The 18494-nt window shown below is 41.8% G+C and carries 15 protein-coding genes and 1 tRNA gene; 14 read left to right on the top strand and 2 right to left on the bottom strand.

Annotated features, from left to right (window positions below; translation table 11 throughout):
- The first annotated feature begins 127 nt into the window (after positions 1-127).
- Positions 128-733 carry a peroxiredoxin gene (locus tag OS173_RS04780; RefSeq protein ID WP_267183133.1) on the top strand — a complete coding sequence of 202 codons (606 nt, stop codon included), beginning with the start codon at positions 128-130 and terminating at the stop codon, positions 731-733.
- A 54-nt stretch (positions 734-787) separates the two neighbouring features.
- Positions 788-1318 carry a hypothetical protein gene (locus OS173_RS04775; protein ID WP_267183132.1) on the top strand — a complete coding sequence of 177 codons (531 nt, stop codon included), beginning with the start codon at positions 788-790 and terminating at the stop codon, positions 1316-1318.
- 228 nt (positions 1319-1546) lie between these two features.
- Here the strand turns inward: OS173_RS04775 and aat are convergent, their stop codons facing one another.
- Complete coding sequence (aat, locus tag OS173_RS04770) at positions 1547-2200, bottom strand: leucyl/phenylalanyl-tRNA--protein transferase (RefSeq protein WP_267183131.1); 654 nt, start codon at positions 2198-2200, stop codon at positions 1547-1549.
- Between the two features lie 33 nt (positions 2201-2233).
- Positions 2234-3190 carry a thioredoxin-disulfide reductase gene (trxB, locus tag OS173_RS04765; protein ID WP_267183130.1) on the bottom strand — a complete coding sequence of 319 codons (957 nt, stop codon included), beginning with the start codon at positions 3188-3190 and terminating at the stop codon, positions 2234-2236.
- A 221-nt stretch (positions 3191-3411) separates the two neighbouring features.
- On the opposite strand from trxB, the gene OS173_RS04760 reads away from it, so the two are divergent.
- The 12 genes from OS173_RS04760 (at position 3412) to OS173_RS04700 (ending at position 18472) form a co-directional block, all read left to right on the top strand.
- Positions 3412-7029, top strand: coding sequence for an EAL domain-containing protein (locus OS173_RS04760; protein WP_267183129.1), 3618 nt, complete (start codon positions 3412-3414; stop codon positions 7027-7029).
- Between the two features lie 140 nt (positions 7030-7169).
- Complete coding sequence (ald, locus tag OS173_RS04755; protein WP_267183128.1) at positions 7170-8231, top strand: alanine dehydrogenase; 1062 nt, start codon at positions 7170-7172, stop codon at positions 8229-8231.
- A 33-nt stretch (positions 8232-8264) separates the two neighbouring features.
- Positions 8265-10535 carry a DNA translocase FtsK gene (locus OS173_RS04745; RefSeq protein ID WP_323373170.1) on the top strand — a complete coding sequence of 757 codons (2271 nt, stop codon included), beginning with the start codon at positions 8265-8267 and terminating at the stop codon, positions 10533-10535.
- 61 nt (positions 10536-10596) lie between these two features.
- Positions 10597-11238 carry an outer membrane lipoprotein chaperone LolA gene (gene lolA / locus OS173_RS04740; RefSeq protein WP_267183127.1) on the top strand — a complete coding sequence of 214 codons (642 nt, stop codon included), beginning with the start codon at positions 10597-10599 and terminating at the stop codon, positions 11236-11238.
- Positions 11239-11240: 2 nt separating this feature from the next.
- Positions 11241-12503, top strand: a complete 1263-nt coding sequence (locus tag OS173_RS04735; RefSeq protein ID WP_267183126.1) for a replication-associated recombination protein A — start codon at positions 11241-11243, stop codon at positions 12501-12503.
- Positions 12500-12865, top strand: a complete 366-nt coding sequence (gene crcB / locus OS173_RS04730) for a fluoride efflux transporter CrcB (RefSeq protein WP_267183125.1) — start codon at positions 12500-12502, stop codon at positions 12863-12865. Before OS173_RS04735 ends, crcB begins: the two co-directional genes overlap by 4 nt.
- Position 12866: 1 nt before the next feature.
- A tRNA-Arg gene (locus OS173_RS04725) sits at positions 12867-12943 on the top strand.
- Positions 12944-13169: 226 nt separating this feature from the next.
- Positions 13170-14090, top strand: coding sequence for an ABC transporter ATP-binding protein (locus OS173_RS04720; protein ID WP_267183124.1), 921 nt, complete (start codon positions 13170-13172; stop codon positions 14088-14090).
- Positions 14087-14860, top strand: coding sequence for an ABC transporter permease (locus tag OS173_RS04715; RefSeq protein WP_267183123.1), 774 nt, complete (start codon positions 14087-14089; stop codon positions 14858-14860). Before OS173_RS04720 ends, OS173_RS04715 begins: the two co-directional genes overlap by 4 nt.
- A gap of 12 nt (positions 14861-14872) precedes the next feature.
- The gene (locus OS173_RS04710) at positions 14873-16714 is read left to right on the top strand and encodes an amidohydrolase family protein (protein ID WP_267183122.1); all 1842 of its coding nucleotides are present in this window, start codon (positions 14873-14875) and stop codon (positions 16712-16714) included.
- Between the two features lie 5 nt (positions 16715-16719).
- The gene (locus OS173_RS04705) at positions 16720-17868 is read left to right on the top strand and encodes a sensor histidine kinase (RefSeq protein ID WP_267183121.1); all 1149 of its coding nucleotides are present in this window, start codon (positions 16720-16722) and stop codon (positions 17866-17868) included.
- Positions 17861-18472, top strand: coding sequence for a response regulator transcription factor (locus OS173_RS04700; protein WP_267183120.1), 612 nt, complete (start codon positions 17861-17863; stop codon positions 18470-18472). The genes OS173_RS04705 and OS173_RS04700 overlap by 8 nt, the downstream gene beginning before the upstream one ends.
- The last annotated feature ends 22 nt before the right edge of the window (positions 18473-18494 follow it).

The raw sequence follows: 18494 nt of genomic DNA, 5'->3' as shown, positions 1-18494 counted from the left end.
CAAAAACCCCGGATTTTCCGGGGTTTTTTATTGAAATCACAAAATTCATAACCATATTCATTAAGCGTGTTAATGATTAAAAGTCAGATCATTAAACTAACTTAAACTTATACAACAGGAGAACATTATGGGCGTATTAGTCGGTAAAAAAGCACCCAATCTAAAAGGTGCAGCCGTATTGGGAGACGGGACAATTGTTGATGATTATAATTTTAGAAAGGCCACTGAGGGTAAAGTAAAGGTGGTATTCTTTTATCCTCTAGATTTCACCTTTGTTTGTCCCTCTGAATTAATTGCTTTTGATAAGCGCATGGATGAATTTAAAAAACGAGGTGTTGAGGTTGTTTCTGTATCAATTGATTCACAATTTACACACAATGCCTGGAGAAATACGCCCATAAATAAAGGTGGCATTGGTCCAGTCAGATACACCATGTTTGCTGACGTTACACACAAAGCATGTCGTGCTTATGACGTTGAAACCCCTGATGGAGCAGTTGCTTATCGTGGTTCATTTTTGATTGATAAAAATAATATTGTGCGACATCAGGTTGTCAATGATTTACCTTTAGGTCGTAATGTCGATGAAATGTTGCGTATGGTTGATGCTTTGGCTTTCCATGAAGAGCATGGTGAAGTTTGCCCGGCTGGCTGGCAAGAAGGACAAAAAGGTATGAAGGATTCACCTGAAGGTGTGGCTGATTATTTGTCAAAAGAAGCTGATAATCTGTAACTTTGTAATACTTAATGAAGGCTTTATGATTCGTTCCTAAAGCCTTCTTCTATCATGACTCATATTACAAATACCTATATTAATGAATCTTTTCATCGAATACTAAATGAATTGTTCTTATTGGTTCCATCAAATGAATGGAAAATTTTACCGAGAGGCCATCGATTAACCCGTTCTAAAACAAAATATGGAATGGCTGATTCAACAGGTATCATTCATATCAATCAGTTATTTATAAATACTGATTATCGCCAACTATTCGAAGCCGTTTTACGTCATGAATTTGCACATCTTTGTATTGGTTTAAATGAAGGTCATAATGAGATTTTTAAAAATTGTGAACTGCTTTTCAAAGGCCATTTAACTGTAACATGCCGAGAACAGGCAAAACTATATTCACAACTGATTGCATATAAGTATCAGTTGCTTGCGGTGCTAGATAACGGTCGAGAAGTTGCTGTTAAAAATGCCCACAGAAAGCATCGTAAATACACGCATTACGCTCTTCAAAACCGCATTAAGTATTATTACCAAAAAAGTCAGGTACAAGCCTTTAAGTACATTATTATAAATAAATCTTTATAAGAGACCTTTTAATTATTCGTGAATCGAGTTAAAACAAAAAAGTAGATGCTTTGGTAGGCAGTCAAAATTTCACCACTCGGCGTTAGAAAGCTTGCTTTTAACGGCATATCAGACTACATTTTCTACCTCGTCTCGTGGTGCCTACTGTTGGTGACTGCTGAAATTTTAGCTGCTTTAGAAAGTGTTACAGTTGGCTTTGCCCACCGACCCATATTAATTCAAGGGTCTTTATAATGCGGATGTAAAATCTTTTCTCGAGATTAGGTGGGCACCCATTGTCTTTAAGTGTGGGTTATATAACTGACAGTCGAGATACGTAATGCCTATGGATTCAAGGTAAGCGCATAATGCCACCATGGCTAATTTAGACCCATTTTTTTCTACGGAGAACATCGATTCACCACAGTAAACTCGTCTGGTTTTGACGCCATACAGGCCACCAACTAGCTGGCCATTTATCTCAACTTCGATAGAAAACGCGAAACCTAAATTAAATAAGTTCTGATAAGCATCAATCATTTCGTCATGAATCCATCTTCCGGGTGTTTTCCTGGTGATGTGAGCGCAAGTTTTAATGACTTTGTCAAAGTGTCTATTTAAATAAAAATGGGGTTTGTTTTTTTCAATGGTTTTAACGAGACTTCTACTTATATGTATCTCATTTGGCTTTAATACCATGCGATTGGTAGGTGACCACCAAAGGATTGGTTCATCTTCGTTATACCAAGGAAAAATACCCTGTTGGTAGGCTGTTATTAATCTTTTGGGGGATAAGTCACCTCCCATACAGATTAGACCATCCGGTTCGCTCAAAGCATTATTAACGGAAGGGAATTCTTCGCACTGTGATAAATCTGGTAAAAAGATGGGCATTTTAATCATAGAGCCGGTTAATAACCGGCTCTATATTTGAGATTACATAGATGCCAATGAATCTATATACTTTTCGGCATCCAAAGCAGCCATACATCCTGTTCCGGCTGAAGTAATGGCTTGACGATAAATATGATCCATAACGTCACCGGCAGCAAATACACCCGGAATTGAAGTTTGGGTTGCATTACCTTGCTGCCCTGAGTTAACAGTAATATAACCGCCAATCATATCTAACTGACCGTTAAAAATTTGGGTGTTAGGAGAATGGCCAATGGCAATAAATACACCTTGTACATCTAAGGTTTGAATGGTTTCATTTTTTACGTTCTTAATACGTAAACCATTTACGCCACTCGCATCACCAATTACTTCATCGACTTGATGATCCCACATCAATTCCACGTTGCCATTTTTAGCTTTCTCGAATAAGCGATCTTGCAGAATCTTTTCGGAGCGTAAAGTGTCGCGACGATGAACCAGATATACTTTAGATGCAATATTAGAAAGATACAGTGCTTCTTCAACAGCAGTATTGCCACCACCAACAACCGCTACCGGTTGATCACGATAGAAAAATCCATCACAAGTGGCACATGCTGAAACGCCCTTACCCTTAAATTTTTGTTCAGATTCAAGCCCTAAATACTTAGCACTGGCTCCTGTAGCAATAATCAATGAGTCACACGTGTATGTTCCTTGATCACCACTTAGTGTTAAAGGCTTTTGTTTTAAATTAACTTCATTGATGTGATCAAAGATGATTTCGGTGTTAAATTTCTCAGCATGTTTTAACATTCTGGCCATTAACTCCGGGCCTTGTAAATCGCCCGGATCACCTGGCCAATTTTCAACTTCGGTTGTGGTCATTAGCTGTCCACCTTGCTCAAGGCCGGTAATTAAAACCGGATGTAGATTAGCCCGAGCGGCATAAACCGCAGCGGAATATCCGGCAGGACCTGAACCTAAAATAATGACTTTATGGTGTTGTGAGTTCATGGTAAAGTAAATTGTAAATGGTTTATTATAGTGATTGATAAGTTATTGTAAATGATTATAAATTGTATACATTAATCGATTGAATGAATGGATAATTAGGTATAATTATATTATTCTTGAAATACGACAAATAATAAAAATAATATGTTCGTCCAGGTTTTATTAAAAGAGAGGATATTTCATTACTTGAAAATGTCACAAGCACCCGGACCGGTGCTTGTATGATTATATCCTCTGTGCATCGCTGGATTTTATTTTTTGCTCTGTGTTTAATTAATAACACCTGTTATTCAGTTGCATCCAAATCTGTGGATCTGCAACTGAGGTGGACGCCCAGTTTTCAGTTTGCCGGCTTTTATGCCGCTCAACAACAAAATTTATATCAGCAAAATGGCTTACAGGTTTCCATTCATTCAGGTTTTAATGAAGACGGGGAATTTGTATCTCCGATAGACTCAGTCAGGTCCGGTGAAGCTGTATTCGGCGTTGATGATTTACACTTATTAGAGGCCATAGATGACGGTGCTGAACTTGTTATATTGGCACCAATAATGCAACATACAGCCGCCGCTCTCGTTACGACCGCTGACAATCCCATTCATAAAATCCATGACTTAGTGGGTAAAACCCTTAAAACCGGAAATAACCATCACTTGGTCAATGAATTAAAAGTGTTATTAGCCGCTCACCAAATCAGTCAAAATGACATTAAATTTAAATATGGCGACCTATCGCTCAGTGATTTGGATTCAGGTGATGCTGACGTTTTGTTAACTTATGGTGTAAATGCTGAATTCAATACCATAAGACAACAATTTCCAATATCGGTGACTTATCTATCGGACATAGGCAGTGCCTTCTATGGCAATGTATTATTCACCCATCAATCAACAATTAATAAATATCCGGACAAGGTTAGAGAATTTTTAGAGGCAAGTATTCAGGGTTGGCAATATGCATTGACTCACGAACAACAGTTAATAGATTATATTGGACTTTTGGATAACCACAAAGTGGCGGTTGAAAACCGTGACGCTTACAATCTTCATTACGCACAACAAATGAAGAAATATATGCAGTGGCCCGATGTGGCCGTTGGTAGTTCATCCACCAATCGTTGGCATCAGATTTATAATGATTTACAAAACAATAATCTGCTCAATCGTCAATGGAACATTGAGGACTATTTGTATTCACCCAAGCTGAGTGTTCAAAAGTGGGGTGTATATATAATAATATGCATTATCTTTGTTTTGGCAATTTACATGGCCATTCAATTTCACTTTTTAAATGAATACCGTTATGTTTTTGTTATTGGTTTATTGGTTATTGCGGTGCTCTACATTCTCACTGAATATAACATGCGTCAACGCTATGGTGAGATTTTACGTTATGAAGCACTCCAAACGGCACAAGATTTAAACACTGATTTAGCAAACCGTCTTAATAACAATGTCATTTTGTTAAAAAATTTAGCGACTTATATTGCTTTTAATCCATCTCTGAGTGACGCTGAATTTTCGGCGTTTTGTGGTGAGGTTTTTGAACAAGGTGAGTCCCTTATTAACCTGGCAGCCGCACCAGACTTAATCATTAAAATGGTCTATCCATTGCATGGAAATGAAGCTATTTTAAATGTCGATTATAGGAATGTTAAATCACAAAATAAATTAGTTATGCGGGCTCTGACTGAACAAAAAACTGTTTTTAGTAACCCGTTGCAATTGATTCAAGGTGGTCGCGGTTTAGTGATTAGACAAGGTGTTATGACATCTCAGACCCATGATCCTTGGGGTGTTGTTGCCGCAGTTGTTGATATTAACCAAATGTTTAAACAAGTGGGTGTTTTTGAGGCATCTAAACGCTTTAATATTGTGATTAAATCAAACGATAATCAACAAGTTAACTACGTAGTCTACGGTAACCCCTATAACGATAAACATGGGGACTCTCTATCAGTCGCGATGAATGTTATTGATAACAAATGGAATTTACACATTAGCCCGATAGATGGCTGGACATTGGCATCTGAACAAATATGGTTGTTTCGTTTATTGGCGGTTTTGTTTGTCTTAATTTGGTTCTTTCGTGTTCAGTTTTTATTAAGAAGAAAACAATACCGAAACTTAATTCAGCAAGAAGTAAAAACCCACGAAACATTGTTACATGAAGTGGGCGCCATTGCCAAAATTGCAGCTTGGCGTGTTAATGAAAAAGGTGATATTTTACAATGGACAGCCAAAGGCAACGACATAATAGGTCATTATGTTCCGCATAAAATTACCCATGTAGATGATTTTTGGCAACTATTCAACAATGAACTGACTGAATCATTTAAAACTGACATTATAAAAGCCGGTTTATATGGTGAAGGTTTTGATGTGGAAGTGCCCTATCATGATGATGAAGGTCAGCGACGTTGGTTACGGGTGGTGTCTGCACAAACCATTGACACCGCACACGGGAAAGAAATTATCGGAGCCATTCAAGACATCACTGAATATAAAGATATCAGTGAATTAATCCAATACCAAGCAACCCATGACAACTTAACTGGTTTATACAATCGGTCAGCATTTGTTCAACAAACAAAAGAATGTTTAAAACTCGCTGAAAAAAATAATGCCATGGTTGCGCTTATATTCATTGATTTGGACAATTTTAAGAATATCAATGACAGCCTGGGGCATGGCTGTGGTGATCAAGTATTGGCTGAGTTTGCAAATATAATTAAAACATTAAGTGATCACCGAGATGTTTTGAGTAGGTACAGTGGTGATGAGTTTGTTATTTTGACTTCTAACACGGCTTATGGATTATTGAAAAGCAAAGTGAATACGCTGTTAGAAAATTTGAATCAGCCATTATCTATTCAGGGTCAGTCAATTTTTATCAGTGCTTCAATTGGGGTTTCTGTTTATCCCGATCATGCAATTTCTGCGTCTGATTTGATGGTTTGTGCTGATTTGGCGATGTATGAAGCCAAAAAAAGAGGCAAAAATAATGCCTGTATTTTTAATGCTGATATGCAAAAGCATGCGCAACGTCAGATTTATTTAAAAAATACGCTACAACTGTCTGTAGAAAGCAACAGCATTGAGGTGTACTATCAGCCAATCATAAATACAGACAATAATAAAGTCATTAAAATTGAAGCATTAATGCGCTGCCCTGATCCTGAAGGTGGTTTTTTTAATACTGAAGAATTGATTCAAATATGCGAAGAAACCAGTACCATTTTTGAAATTGATATCGCTGTAATAAAACAGGTTTTTACAGACCTTGATTTAATTAAAGCCCAATGTAACCAAACAGAACTGGGGATTAGCTTGAATGTGTCACCTAATATCTTCAGCTGTCAAACTCATTTGTTAAGTGAATGGTTATATTGGTTGTATCAACTAGCCGCAAAAATCAGTATCACATTAGAAATTACTGAGCGTGCGCTGCTTAATAACAGCTCAACAACTTTGTCAGTATTTGACGACTTTAAAGAACGGGGTATTGATATTGCCATTGATGACTTTGGCGTTGGTTATTCTTCTTTAAGCACCTTAGTTGATTTTCCGATTACCATGATAAAAATTGATCGTTCCTTTATTGATAAATTGGAAGAAAATGATTTTCAATATAGGCAAATAATTAGTTCTGTCGTCAATTTGGCGGGCAAATTGAAATTAGAAGTGATTGCCGAAGGGGTAGAAACGGTATACCAGGTTAATGAATTAAAACATTATGGTTGCCATAACTTGCAAGGTTATTATTTTTCCAAACCACTCGATAAACAGGCTGTTATTGACTTTATTAATAATCCGCAGTGGCTCAATCGTGATTCTTGAGTTACTTATGACGGCTTTTCAATGACAAGGACGGTTGGTTTTTAGTATCATAAGCCTTTATCAATACCAGTTCGTAAAAACACCTAACGCTGTTAATTTTTAAGCGTTTTTTTTAGACATTATTATGAGGATTTTGTGCTATGAGAATTGGCATACCTAAAGAAATAAAAAACCTGGAAGGCCGCGTTGCCTTAGTGCCTGATGCAGTTTTGGATCTAATAAAAGCCGGTCATGAAGTCCATATCCAGAGTGAGGCGGGTTTACTCAGCGGTTTTAATGACAGTGATTATCAGGCAATTGGTGCCATTATTGAGCCGGATGCAGAGCATTTGTATGCCAGTAGCGAGATGATTGTTAAGGTTAAAGAGCCGGTTGCAGATGACATTAAATACTTGCGCGAAGATCATTTACTGTTTTGCTATTTGCATTTGGCCGCAGAGCCTGAATTAACTGCTTCGTTATTGGACATTGGATTAACGGGTGTGGCATTTGAAACAGTGGAGTTAGACGATGGTACTTTACCGTTGCTGGCACCGATGAGTATCATTGCCGGTAGAATATCTACTCAGGTTGGTACTCATTTGTTACATCGTCCGGCTGGTGGTAAGGGTCTTTTACTGGGTGGGTTGCCCTCTACTGAACGTGGTAATGTGGTGGTGTTAGGTGGTGGTGCTGCCGGCGGACAAGCGGCCTCACTGGCGGCAGCCATGGGTGCTAACGTCGTGGTGTTTGATAAGCGCCAAGATCGTTTGGCTCAGATGATGGCCTTAGGGGCCAATGTTACCGCACTGTATCCCTATGAACAGCTGGTGGCAGACACTGTGGCACAAGCTGACCTGGTTGTAGGTGCTGTTTTAATTCCAGGGGCAAAAGCGCCGCATGTTGTTTCAGAAGATATGATTAAGTTGATGGAACCGGGTTCCGTTGTGGCCGACATTTCCATCGACCAAGGCGGCTGTATTGCAACATCAAAAGCCACGACTTGGAGTAACCCCACTTATGAAAAGCATGGTGTGGTTCATTTTACCGTATCAAATATGCCGGGCGCTGTACCCAGAACAGCCACCACAGCCATTTCTGCTGTGATTTTACCTTATGTGCAAAGATTGGCCACTGCTGACTGGTATCAGGTAGAAGCGTTACAACGGGGTGTGAATGTGAAAGCAGGCCAAATTATTCACCCAGCGCTCAAAAACTTATAACAGTGTCTGACAACCTAAAGGTAACACCCTAACGTGAACGCTGTATCTAAACAAACCCGCCACAGAATTAAAGAAAGTTTGGTATTTATTCTGCTGCCTGTGGCGGGCTATTTATTATTGGCGTTAATTACTTACAGTCCAACTGATCCGGGTTCTTTCGCCTCAACTGATAGTAACCAAGTGGCTAACTTAAGTGGCGTGACAGGCGCTTATGTGGCAGATTTTTCTCTGCATTTTTTAGGTTATTTCGCCTACTTTATTCCGCTTGGATTGATGTATTTAGCCTGGCGTATCTATCACCGTCCTGATAATGAAGATTTATCTTGGCTTGATGCGGCGGTTAAAATTTTAGGTTTTTTAGCGGCACTTTTAGCAGGTTGTGGTTTATCGGACTTGTATGCCGATACCGGCTCTTTGCCTTTCTCAGGTGGTGGTATTATAGGTGATTTGGTCGGCAGTTCAGTGTTGGCCGGTTTTGGTGTTATTGGCACCACCTTATTGCTTTCTGCTGTGTTTCTGGCGGGTGTAACTTTATTTACCGGACTGTCTTGGCTGAAACTCTCAGATGCCACTGGACGACTAACCATCCGATTTTTACGCTGGCTATATAGCCAATGGCAGCGTTTTAACGATTGGCGGGCAGGTCGAGCGGCAAAAAGTGAGCGAGAATTAATACGTCAAAAAGATGCCGATGTGCAACTAAAAAGACAACCCATTGTTATTGAGAAAACAGAAAAGGATCCAAGCCCAAGCAAACGTGCAGATAAAGACAAGCAACTTAATTTGTTTCATAGCTTACCTGCCGGTAAACTGCCACCTTTATCATTACTGGATGATCCGCCAAATCAAACTTCCGGTTATTCCAATGATGAACTAACCGTGTTGTCAAGACAATTAGAACACAAGTTGTCTGACTTCAAAGTTAAAGCAGAAGTGGTGGGCGTATTTCCGGGACCTGTTATCACCCGCTTTGAGGTAAATCCTGAAGCAGGTACCAAGGCCAGTAAAGTCACCGGCTTAGCTAAAGATTTGGCACGCGGATTATCGGTGCCAAGTGTCAGAATTGTCGATGTTATACCCGGTAAGCCTTATATCGGTATCGAAATTCCGAATAGTAACCGAGAAATTGTTTATTTGAGTGAAATTTTACGCTCTGTTAATTTTGATAAATCAAAGTCTCCCTTAACCATAGGACTAGGCAAAAGCATTGGAGGTAATCCGGTAATTGTGGATATTTCTAAGATGCCGCACTTATTGGTGGCTGGTACCACCGGCTCCGGCAAATCAGTGGCTGTCAACTCCATGATCATCAGCTTATTGTACAAAGCCAGTCCGGAACAGGTGCGGATGTTGATGATTGACCCAAAAATGCTGGAGTTGTCTATTTATGAAGGTATCCCGCATCTTTTGGCGCCGGTGGTAACTGATATGAAGGAAGCAGCAAACGGATTGCGGTGGTGTGTTGCGGAAATGGAGCGGCGTTATAAATTAATGGCTGCTCTGGGCGTAAGAAACTTAGCGGGCTATAATCGCAAAGTTCAAAAAGCCATTGATCAAGGACAGCCGCTAAAAGATCCATTGGCCGATCAAAGTATTGGTGCAGATGATCCTGAGAGCTTAAGTCCATTACCATTTATTGTGGTGGTGATTGACGAATTCGCTGATATGATGATGATTGTCGGTAAAAAGGTGGAAGAATTAATTGCTCGGTTGGCACAAAAGGCACGTGCTGCCGGGGTTCATTTATTGCTGGCCACGCAGCGGCCTTCGGTTGACGTGATTACCGGTTTAATAAAAGCCAATATTCCAACCCGTATGGCATTCCAGGTTTCTTCAAGAATAGACTCGCGAACCATTTTGGACCAAGGTGGTGCAGAACAATTATTGGGCCATGGTGATATGCTATATTTACCACCGGGATCAAGCCAGCCGGAGCGGGTGCATGGTGCTTTTGTTGATGATCACGAGGTTCATTCAGTGGTGAATTATTTGACAACCCATTACGAAGCGGATTATCAAGAAGGTATCTTAGATAATTTACAAATGACTGACGATGGTCAAATAATGGGTGAAACCGGTTTACCCGAAGCGCCGGATTCAGAACAAGATGAATTGTATGACAAGGCTGTTTTTGTGGTCACTGAATCTCGTAAAGCATCGATTTCTTATGTACAAAGACGTTTGCGCGTTGGTTATAACCGGGCAGCCACCATGGTTGAACAAATGGAAGCTGCCGGCGTGGTTTCGGCACCGGCTCATAATGGTGCCCGAGAAGTATTGGCACCACCACCAGTCAAAGATTGATTCAAGGCAGATTCAGCCTAAATTCTTTATAATGACCGTTATTACAAATGAGATGATTACCATGAAAAAAGCTCTGATACTATTAGTTTGTGTTTTTGCGGCTGGTTTAACACTGGCTCAGTCTGATAATGACAACGCCATTGATAACAAGGCACAAGATATCTTGTCGGAATTGAGACAAGATTTAAGTGCATTACAAGCTGAGTTTAAACAATATGAATTAAGCCAGGATGGACATGCCGATGATAAAAACAGTGGTACTGTTTGGATGCAAGCCCCGGATTTTTTCAAATGGCATTATAAAGAGCCTTTCGAACAATTAATTGTGGCGGATGGTGAGCAGGTCTGGGTCTATGATGAGGACTTACAACAAGTGACTGTCAAGCCTCAGAACAACAATCTAAACCCAATTTATGTGATTATCAACGAAGAGTTGTCAACACGGTATTACCACATAGCTTATGAAGGTGAACAACAAGATTTATCCTGGGTAAAACTAACACCTAAAGAAACTTCTGACGAAGTTAAGAGTGTCATGTTGGGAATTAAAAATAAACAACTGCATCGCATACATGTTAACAATCAGTTAGATCAAACCTTGGTTTTTGAGTTTAGCGACTTAAAACGTAACCCAACTTTAAGTAAAGATACGTTTCAATTTACCCCTCCGGAGGGCGTTGATGTGGTGGAAGCCATCGAGTAAACATGGTTGTTGTTAAACACCAACCGCTGGCGGATAAACTCAGACCCACCACACTCGATGAGGTGGTGGGTCAGCAACACTTGGTGGCGGCCAATAAACCCTTACATCGTTTATTAGCCAATAATTCTCTGCATTCCATGGTATTCTGGGGGCCGCCCGGTACCGGTAAAACCACCCTGGCACAAATTATTGCCGACAGCTTAGATGCAAATTTCATCCAAATTTCAGCGGTTTTATCCGGTGTTAAAGACATCCGTGGCGCCATTGAACAGGCTCAAGTCAATCTGCCCAACATCACTGTCTTGTTTGTGGATGAAATCCACCGTTTTAATAAATCCCAACAAGATGCCTTTTTACCGCATCTTGAGAGCGGTTTGATTACCTTAATTGGTGCCACCACCGAAAACCCGTCTTTTGCGCTGAACAATGCCTTATTATCGCGCCTAAAAGTCTATATTTTGAAATCATTGGATGATGACAGTGGCGGTCAATTGTTAGACAAAGGTGTGCAATCTTTTGACCCGCCGATGGTTTTAACGGAAGATCAACAGCAGGCCCTTATTGCCGCTGCAGATGGTGATGGCAGAAAGCTTCTAAATTTAGTCGAAATTCTCCAGGACTACAGCAGCGGCGGCCTGGTTAAAGATGAAGACGTTGCCTTGGTTACCACCGGACAAACCCGTCGCTTTGACCGGCAGGGTGATGTCTTTTATGACCAAATTTCGGCGTTGCACAAAAGCGTGCGCAGTTCTAATCCTGATGCGGCGTTGTACTGGTTGGCGAGAATGCTGGATGGTGGTTGCGATCCTTTATATGTTGCCAGACGGGTGTTGCGCATGGCCAGTGAGGATATCGGCAATGCCGACCCCAGGGCTTTCAGTATTTGCTTAACCGCGTGGCAAACCTATGAACGCCTTGGTAGCCCTGAAGGCGAACTGGCATTGGCGCAAGCGGTTGCTTATTTGGCCAGTTGTGCCAAGAGTAATGCCATCTATGTGGCTTTTAAAGCTGCCCGGCAAGACGTCAAGAAATATGGATCTTTAGAAGTGCCGATGCATTTACGTAATGCCCCGACACAATTGATGAAAGACAATGACTTTGGCAAAGGCTATCAATATGATCATGATTACGAAGGCGGTATTGCCTACAGCCAAACCGGTTTTCCTGATAAAATCGGTGAACAGGTTTATTATCATCCTGCAGACCGCGGTTTAGAGCGACAAATAGCCGAAAAATTGAAACACATCCGCCAACAACGATCATGATTAATTCCATCTTAGCCGTCATGTTGGGAGGGGCTTTCGGTGCCCTGGGTCGTTTTGGCTTGAATATGCTGTTTAAACAATCCGGGCTGGCCTTATTCTGGGCCACCCTCAGTGCCAACGTGTTGGGGTGTTTAATCATCGGCTGGGTGTATCAATGGTTCAGTCAACATGCCCATATCTCGGAAAATCTACAGCTATTTGTTATGGTCGGTATCCTCGGTGCCTTAACCACCTGGTCCACATTCTCCATGGAAACCGTGTTGATGATGGAACACGGCGAGATACTTAAAGCCCTTGCTTATACATTAATCACCGTTGTGGCTTGCTTCACGGCTTTTTGGGTGGGTATGAAAATCAGTTAATGCGCTCGTAGCTCAGTCGGATAGAGCAATTGCCTCCTAAGCGATAGGCCACAGGTTCGAATCCTGTCGAGCGCACCATTTTATTTATAATGATGTTTTATCCTCAATAGGCTATGGGGCACTTAAGGTTTGTTGTCTATAGTTCTGACTTATCTAAGTTCGAAGTATACTTATTGAATTTAGATAAAAATTCGAAAACCCTTCATCATTTCATGACAATTGTCATGGGTGATTGATGACAATCCTCTGTTAGATTTTAGAAATGAGAATTGCATAATTAAACTTTCATTGAAGTTTAATTATTATGTCAATTGCAGCAATCATCGAAGCCAAAAAAGTCAGTAAATCCTTTGGGCAGTTTAAAGCATTGGATCGGGTTTCATTGCAGATACAAGCCGGTGAGATTTTGGCTTTGCTGGGTGCCAATGGCGCAGGTAAAACCACCCTCATTAATTTACTGTTGGGTCGCATGCGCAGCGACAGTGGCAGTCTGTCCGTGTTGAATTATCCTGCCGGACATATTAAGGCCCGCAAGCGAATCGGAACTATTTTGCAATCAGCGCAAATGCCAGGTACTTTAAAAGTGGCTGAGCACATCGAATTATTCAGCAGTTATTACGACCAACCTTTAAGTCTTCAGGAAACCCTGGAGAAATCGCAGCTCACACAGCTTAAAGACAAACGTTTTGATCAGTTATCTGGTGGCCAGAAACAACGGGTGTTTTTTGCTTTGGCGATATGTGGTAACCCTGAGGTGGTGTTTTTAGATGAGCCCACGGTGGGTTTGGATGTCGATACCCGTCGTCAACTGTGGCGCTGTATCCGTGATTTAAAAGACCAAGGCACTGCGGTGCTATTGACCACACATTATCTGGAAGAAGCCGATATGTTGGCGGATCGCATTGTGTTGCTTAGCGATGGCAGAATCACTGCCGAGGGCAGTCCCGAACAGATTAAAAAACGTTTGGGCGGTAAAATTATTCGCTTCAAAAGTAATCTTACAGCTGCGCATTTATCGCAGCTCACCGCGGTTGATGACTACCAAGCCAAAGGCAATTACCACGAATTATTATCTCAACAAACCGAAGCCACTTTGCGGTCCTTACTTAACGTCTGTACTGACATCCAAGATTTAACCATTTCACAAGTGACTTTAGAAGACGCCTTTATTAATCTCAGCGAACACCAAACGCATGAAAAAATTGAACAGGAGAAATCAGCATGAATACCTCAGCTAACTGGCAGCGCTCGCTCAATATCTATTATTTGGAAGCCAAAACCGAGTTCCTTAAAGCCTTTAGAATGCCGGCCTTCACCATTCCCAGCTTATTGTTTCCGCTGATGTTTTATGTGTTTTTTGCGTTAATTTTTAACCGTCAAGGCATGAACGGTCAAATGCCCGCCTATATGATTGCGACGTATGGTGTTTTTGGTATTATTGGACCGGCCTTGTTTGGTTTTGGGGTTGGTGTGGCGATTGAAAAAGACCAGGGTTGGCTGGCTGTTAAGCAATGCAGCCCGATGCCAATTTCAGCGTATTTTATGGCAAGAATTCTAACCGCCATGCAGTTTGCATTGCTGATTATCTTGAGTTTGTTTATCACCGGCGCACTATTTGGTGATGTGGTGTTGACCACAGGTCAATGGGCCGCGACTTTATTGGTTTTGTTGATTGGAACACTGCCATTTTGTGCACTGGGCTTGTGGCTGGGCCTGGCTTTAAAAGGCCAAAGTGCGCCGGCGGTGGTTAATTTGATTTATTTGCCCATGTCATTCTTATCGGGATTGTGGATACCCATCGAATTATTCTCATCGGTTTTACAGTCTTTTGCCTGGCTGTTGCCGCCTTTTCATTTGGCGCAATTGGTGTTGAAAATTCAAGGTTTAGACTTAGGCCATCCCTGGTTTATCCATGCCGGTATTTTAACCGCCATGAGTCTGTTATTCCTGCTATTGGCACGTAGGTCATTTAAACGTATTTCTGAAGCAAAATAACGGAGAACAGGCATGAAGTTTTTAATATATAGTTTAGTATTTGTGGCGATTTTAACCGGTTTCATATTTTTATTGCCAACGCCGGCTGTCGAAAACCCACACCATAAGACAACAATAGGCAATGCCACAGATAATACCTTTGTATTAACCAATGTCACTGTGTTTGATGGCCAAACCTGGCATCAGGACAGTCAACTGGTGATAAATAACGGTCGCATCAGCACTGATGCTGGCAGCAGTGATGAACTTCCACGGATTAATGGGGGTCAGGGTTTTGTGATACCGGGTCTGATCGATGCCCATACCCATACTTGGGGCAATGCATTACAACAGGCTTTGCAATTTGGTGTGACCACTGAAATCGATATGTTTACCGCACTGAGTTTTGCGCAACAGGCAAAATTAACACGTCATTCGGAGGCTAAAACCAACCAGGCGGATTTTTTCTCAGCCGGTACTTTGGTGACCAGCCCGGGTGGTCATGGCACCCAGTATGGTTTTCCGATTCCGACCATTAACTCAGTCGATGAAGCCGATGAATTTGTCCAGGCCCGTATCGATGAAGGTTCTGATTTTATTAAAATCGTCTATAACCACGAGCCTGATTACCATGGGCTGACAACCATTTCAAAACAAACGCTCGCTGCCGTAATCAAAGCCAGTCATGCAAGACAGAAACTGGCGGTGGTGCATATCAGTAACCATCAGTCCGCAGTGGACGCTGTGACGGCCGGTGCCGATGGTTTGGTGCATACCTTTGGGGACCGGATAATCAGTGATGAATTGTTGACCGCAATGCGGGAAAAGCAGGTCTTTGTTATTCCCACTTTATCGGTTATTGCCTCCATGGCACAAAGTGATCACAGCGCTGCATTAAGTGTCGATAAGAACTTAACCCGTAAACTATCGACATCAATGCTTGCCGAGATTAAAAATGGCTTAAAACCTTTTCACGGTTTACCCAGTCGCCCCGATCTGCTGGCCACAGCCATTGAAAACACCCGTATTATGCATGAACATGGCATTATTATATTGGCCGGTAGCGATGCACCCAATCCCGGGACAGCCCATGGCATCAGCCTGCACGGAGAATTGGAACTGCTTCAGCAAGCCGGTTTAAGCCCGACCGAAGTGTTACAAGCCGCCGGATATTTAACCGCTCAAGCGTTTCCGATTGGTCGTCGGGGTGACTTAAGCCCCGGTGCCAAAGCTGATTTTATTGTGCTGTCTGCAGATCCCAGAGAACACATTAAAAATACCCGAACAATTGTCAGTATTTGGAAAAATGGCTACCCAATTACGTCTGAAGATACGACCAATACCGATTCAATTGAGCCAATTGATGAACAGCCCAATACGCTTATCAGTCATTTTAATCAGGACAGTTTAAAATCATTTTTCGATTCTGACTATAAGGTCACTTCTGATCAAATGATGCAAGGTAACTCCACCGCTGCGGTAAGTTGGACCTCAAATGCTTGTGATGGTGGTGGTATCGCTGTAAAAGGCCATATAAAGAGTGGTTTTAACTATCCATGGTCAGGGGTCTTCCTGCCATTTTCAGCAAATATGAATAAGACGCGATCCCTGACAGCTTATCAAGCCATTGAATTTGAAGCGGCGGGTGATGTCGGCGTTTATCAACTGATGGTTTTTACTGTCAACAATATGCAGCCTGTGCAAATACCCTTTAAAATAACGGAACAATGCCGGCTGCTAGCAGTGACACTGTCAGACCATCCGTCAGTCAACTGGGATGCGGTCACCGGCTTGGCTTGGGTGGCTGATGGCAGTCGATTAAAACCAGAACTTGCATCTTTTGCTTTCAGCTTAGACAATGTGGTCATCAGATAATAACTATGAAAACCATTAATCAAACGCCTGTCATACCCGGTTGGCTTAAAAACCTCCACCATAGGTTGTTGCCACAATCAGCTGATGTCGGCTTTATGCCGTATATCTGGTTGGGTTATCTATTGATGTATTTCATTCCTTTTGTGTTTAATGAATTCTCCACCCAACAGTATATTTACAGCTTCGCCGGTATTGCTGTTTTTTTAGTCCTGTACTTCAGGGCTTATTGGGTTGCTGATAGACAATTGTTTTATTACATCACAGGTATATGGGCCATTGGTTTTGTGCTGGCATTACTCAATATGCCGACTGCCGGGGTGTTTACTGTTTATGCCGCGGCATTCTGCGCACAATTTAACAGCGCAAAAAACGGCTTTACAACCTTAGGCATCATGCTTGCCATGACTTCAGTCGCCGCTGTTGGTTTTGGTATTTCAGCCTACATAATTTTCCCGGCTTTGTTTTTTGGTGCAATCATCGGTGTCAGTAACATTTATCTGGCTCAAATGGCCAAGAAAAATCAAGTGATTAAAGCCAGTCAGGAAGAAATTAAAAACATCGCCACCGCTGCCGAAAGAGAACGCATCGCCAGAGATTTGCATGATCTGATTGGCCATACGTTTTCAGTGATTAACATTAAGTCACAACTGGCACAAAAGCTTGTCGGCCATGACAATAAAAAAGTACAACAGGAAATTCGGGAAATCGAAAAAATCAGTCGCGAATCTTTAGCCGAAGTCAGAGAAGTTGTCAGTGACTATCGGCAGCGGGATTTGGCCACGGAACTGGTACAGGCCAGGGTGCTGTTAAATTCATTAGACATCGAGGTGACAGAACATATCGCGGCCATTGAAGATTTGCAGCTGGACAGTGACACCAATACCGCCATGGCTTATATGGTTCGTGAATTAACCACCAATATAATGCGCCATTCAAAAGCCACAGAGTGCATGCTGAAACTTGAAACAGACCAGCAACACATCACGTTAATCATAAAAGACAACGGTCAAGCCAATGACTTTAAAACCGGCAGTGGGTTAAAGGGCGTCAGTGAACGGGTGGCTCAACTGAACGGCCGAGTTGATTTCAATATTGACCAGGGGTTTATGGCCACCATTACATTACCAATATCGAATCAAGTAGCGCATGAATGAAAAAATAAAAATACTGATTGCAGAAGATCAAAGCATGCTGCTTGGTGCTTTGGCCGCTTTGTTAAACTTAGAAGATGATTTCGAAGTGGTGGCACAAGCCAAAAATGGCCAAGAGGCTTTAGATAAGGTGCGACAGTATCAACCTGATTTGGTGTTAACTGATATCGAAATGCCGACCATGACTGGTATTGAGCTGGCGCAAGAAATTAAAAATCAGGATTTGCCTTGTGAGGTTATTGTGTTGACCACTTTTGCACGCGCCGGATTTTTAAAACGAGCCATGGCTGCCGGTGTCAAAGGTTATATGCTGAAAGACACGCCCAGTGAAGAATTGGCGACGGCCATCAGAACTGTTATGAAAGGCGGTAAAGTCATTGATCCTGAGTTGGTGATGGAAACCTGGCATGACATGGACCCACTAACCGATAAAGAACGACGCGCTTTACAGCTGGTGGCAGATGGTTTAAGCACCGACAAGATTGCCGCACGATTATTTTTATCGCCTGGTACCGTCCGAAACTACTTGTCCAATGCAGTCTCAAAACTGGGTGCCCATAACAGCATCGAAGCGGCCCGAATCGCACGTCAAAAAGGTTGGTTGTGAAAATGTAAGCGACAAATAAATG

The organism is Marinicella gelatinilytica (assembly GCF_026410405.1).
Taxonomy (GTDB): domain Bacteria; phylum Pseudomonadota; class Gammaproteobacteria; order Xanthomonadales; family Marinicellaceae; genus Marinicella; species Marinicella gelatinilytica.
Note: the sequence above shows the minus strand (reverse complement) of the source record. Positions and strands in the feature narration are given on the sequence as shown.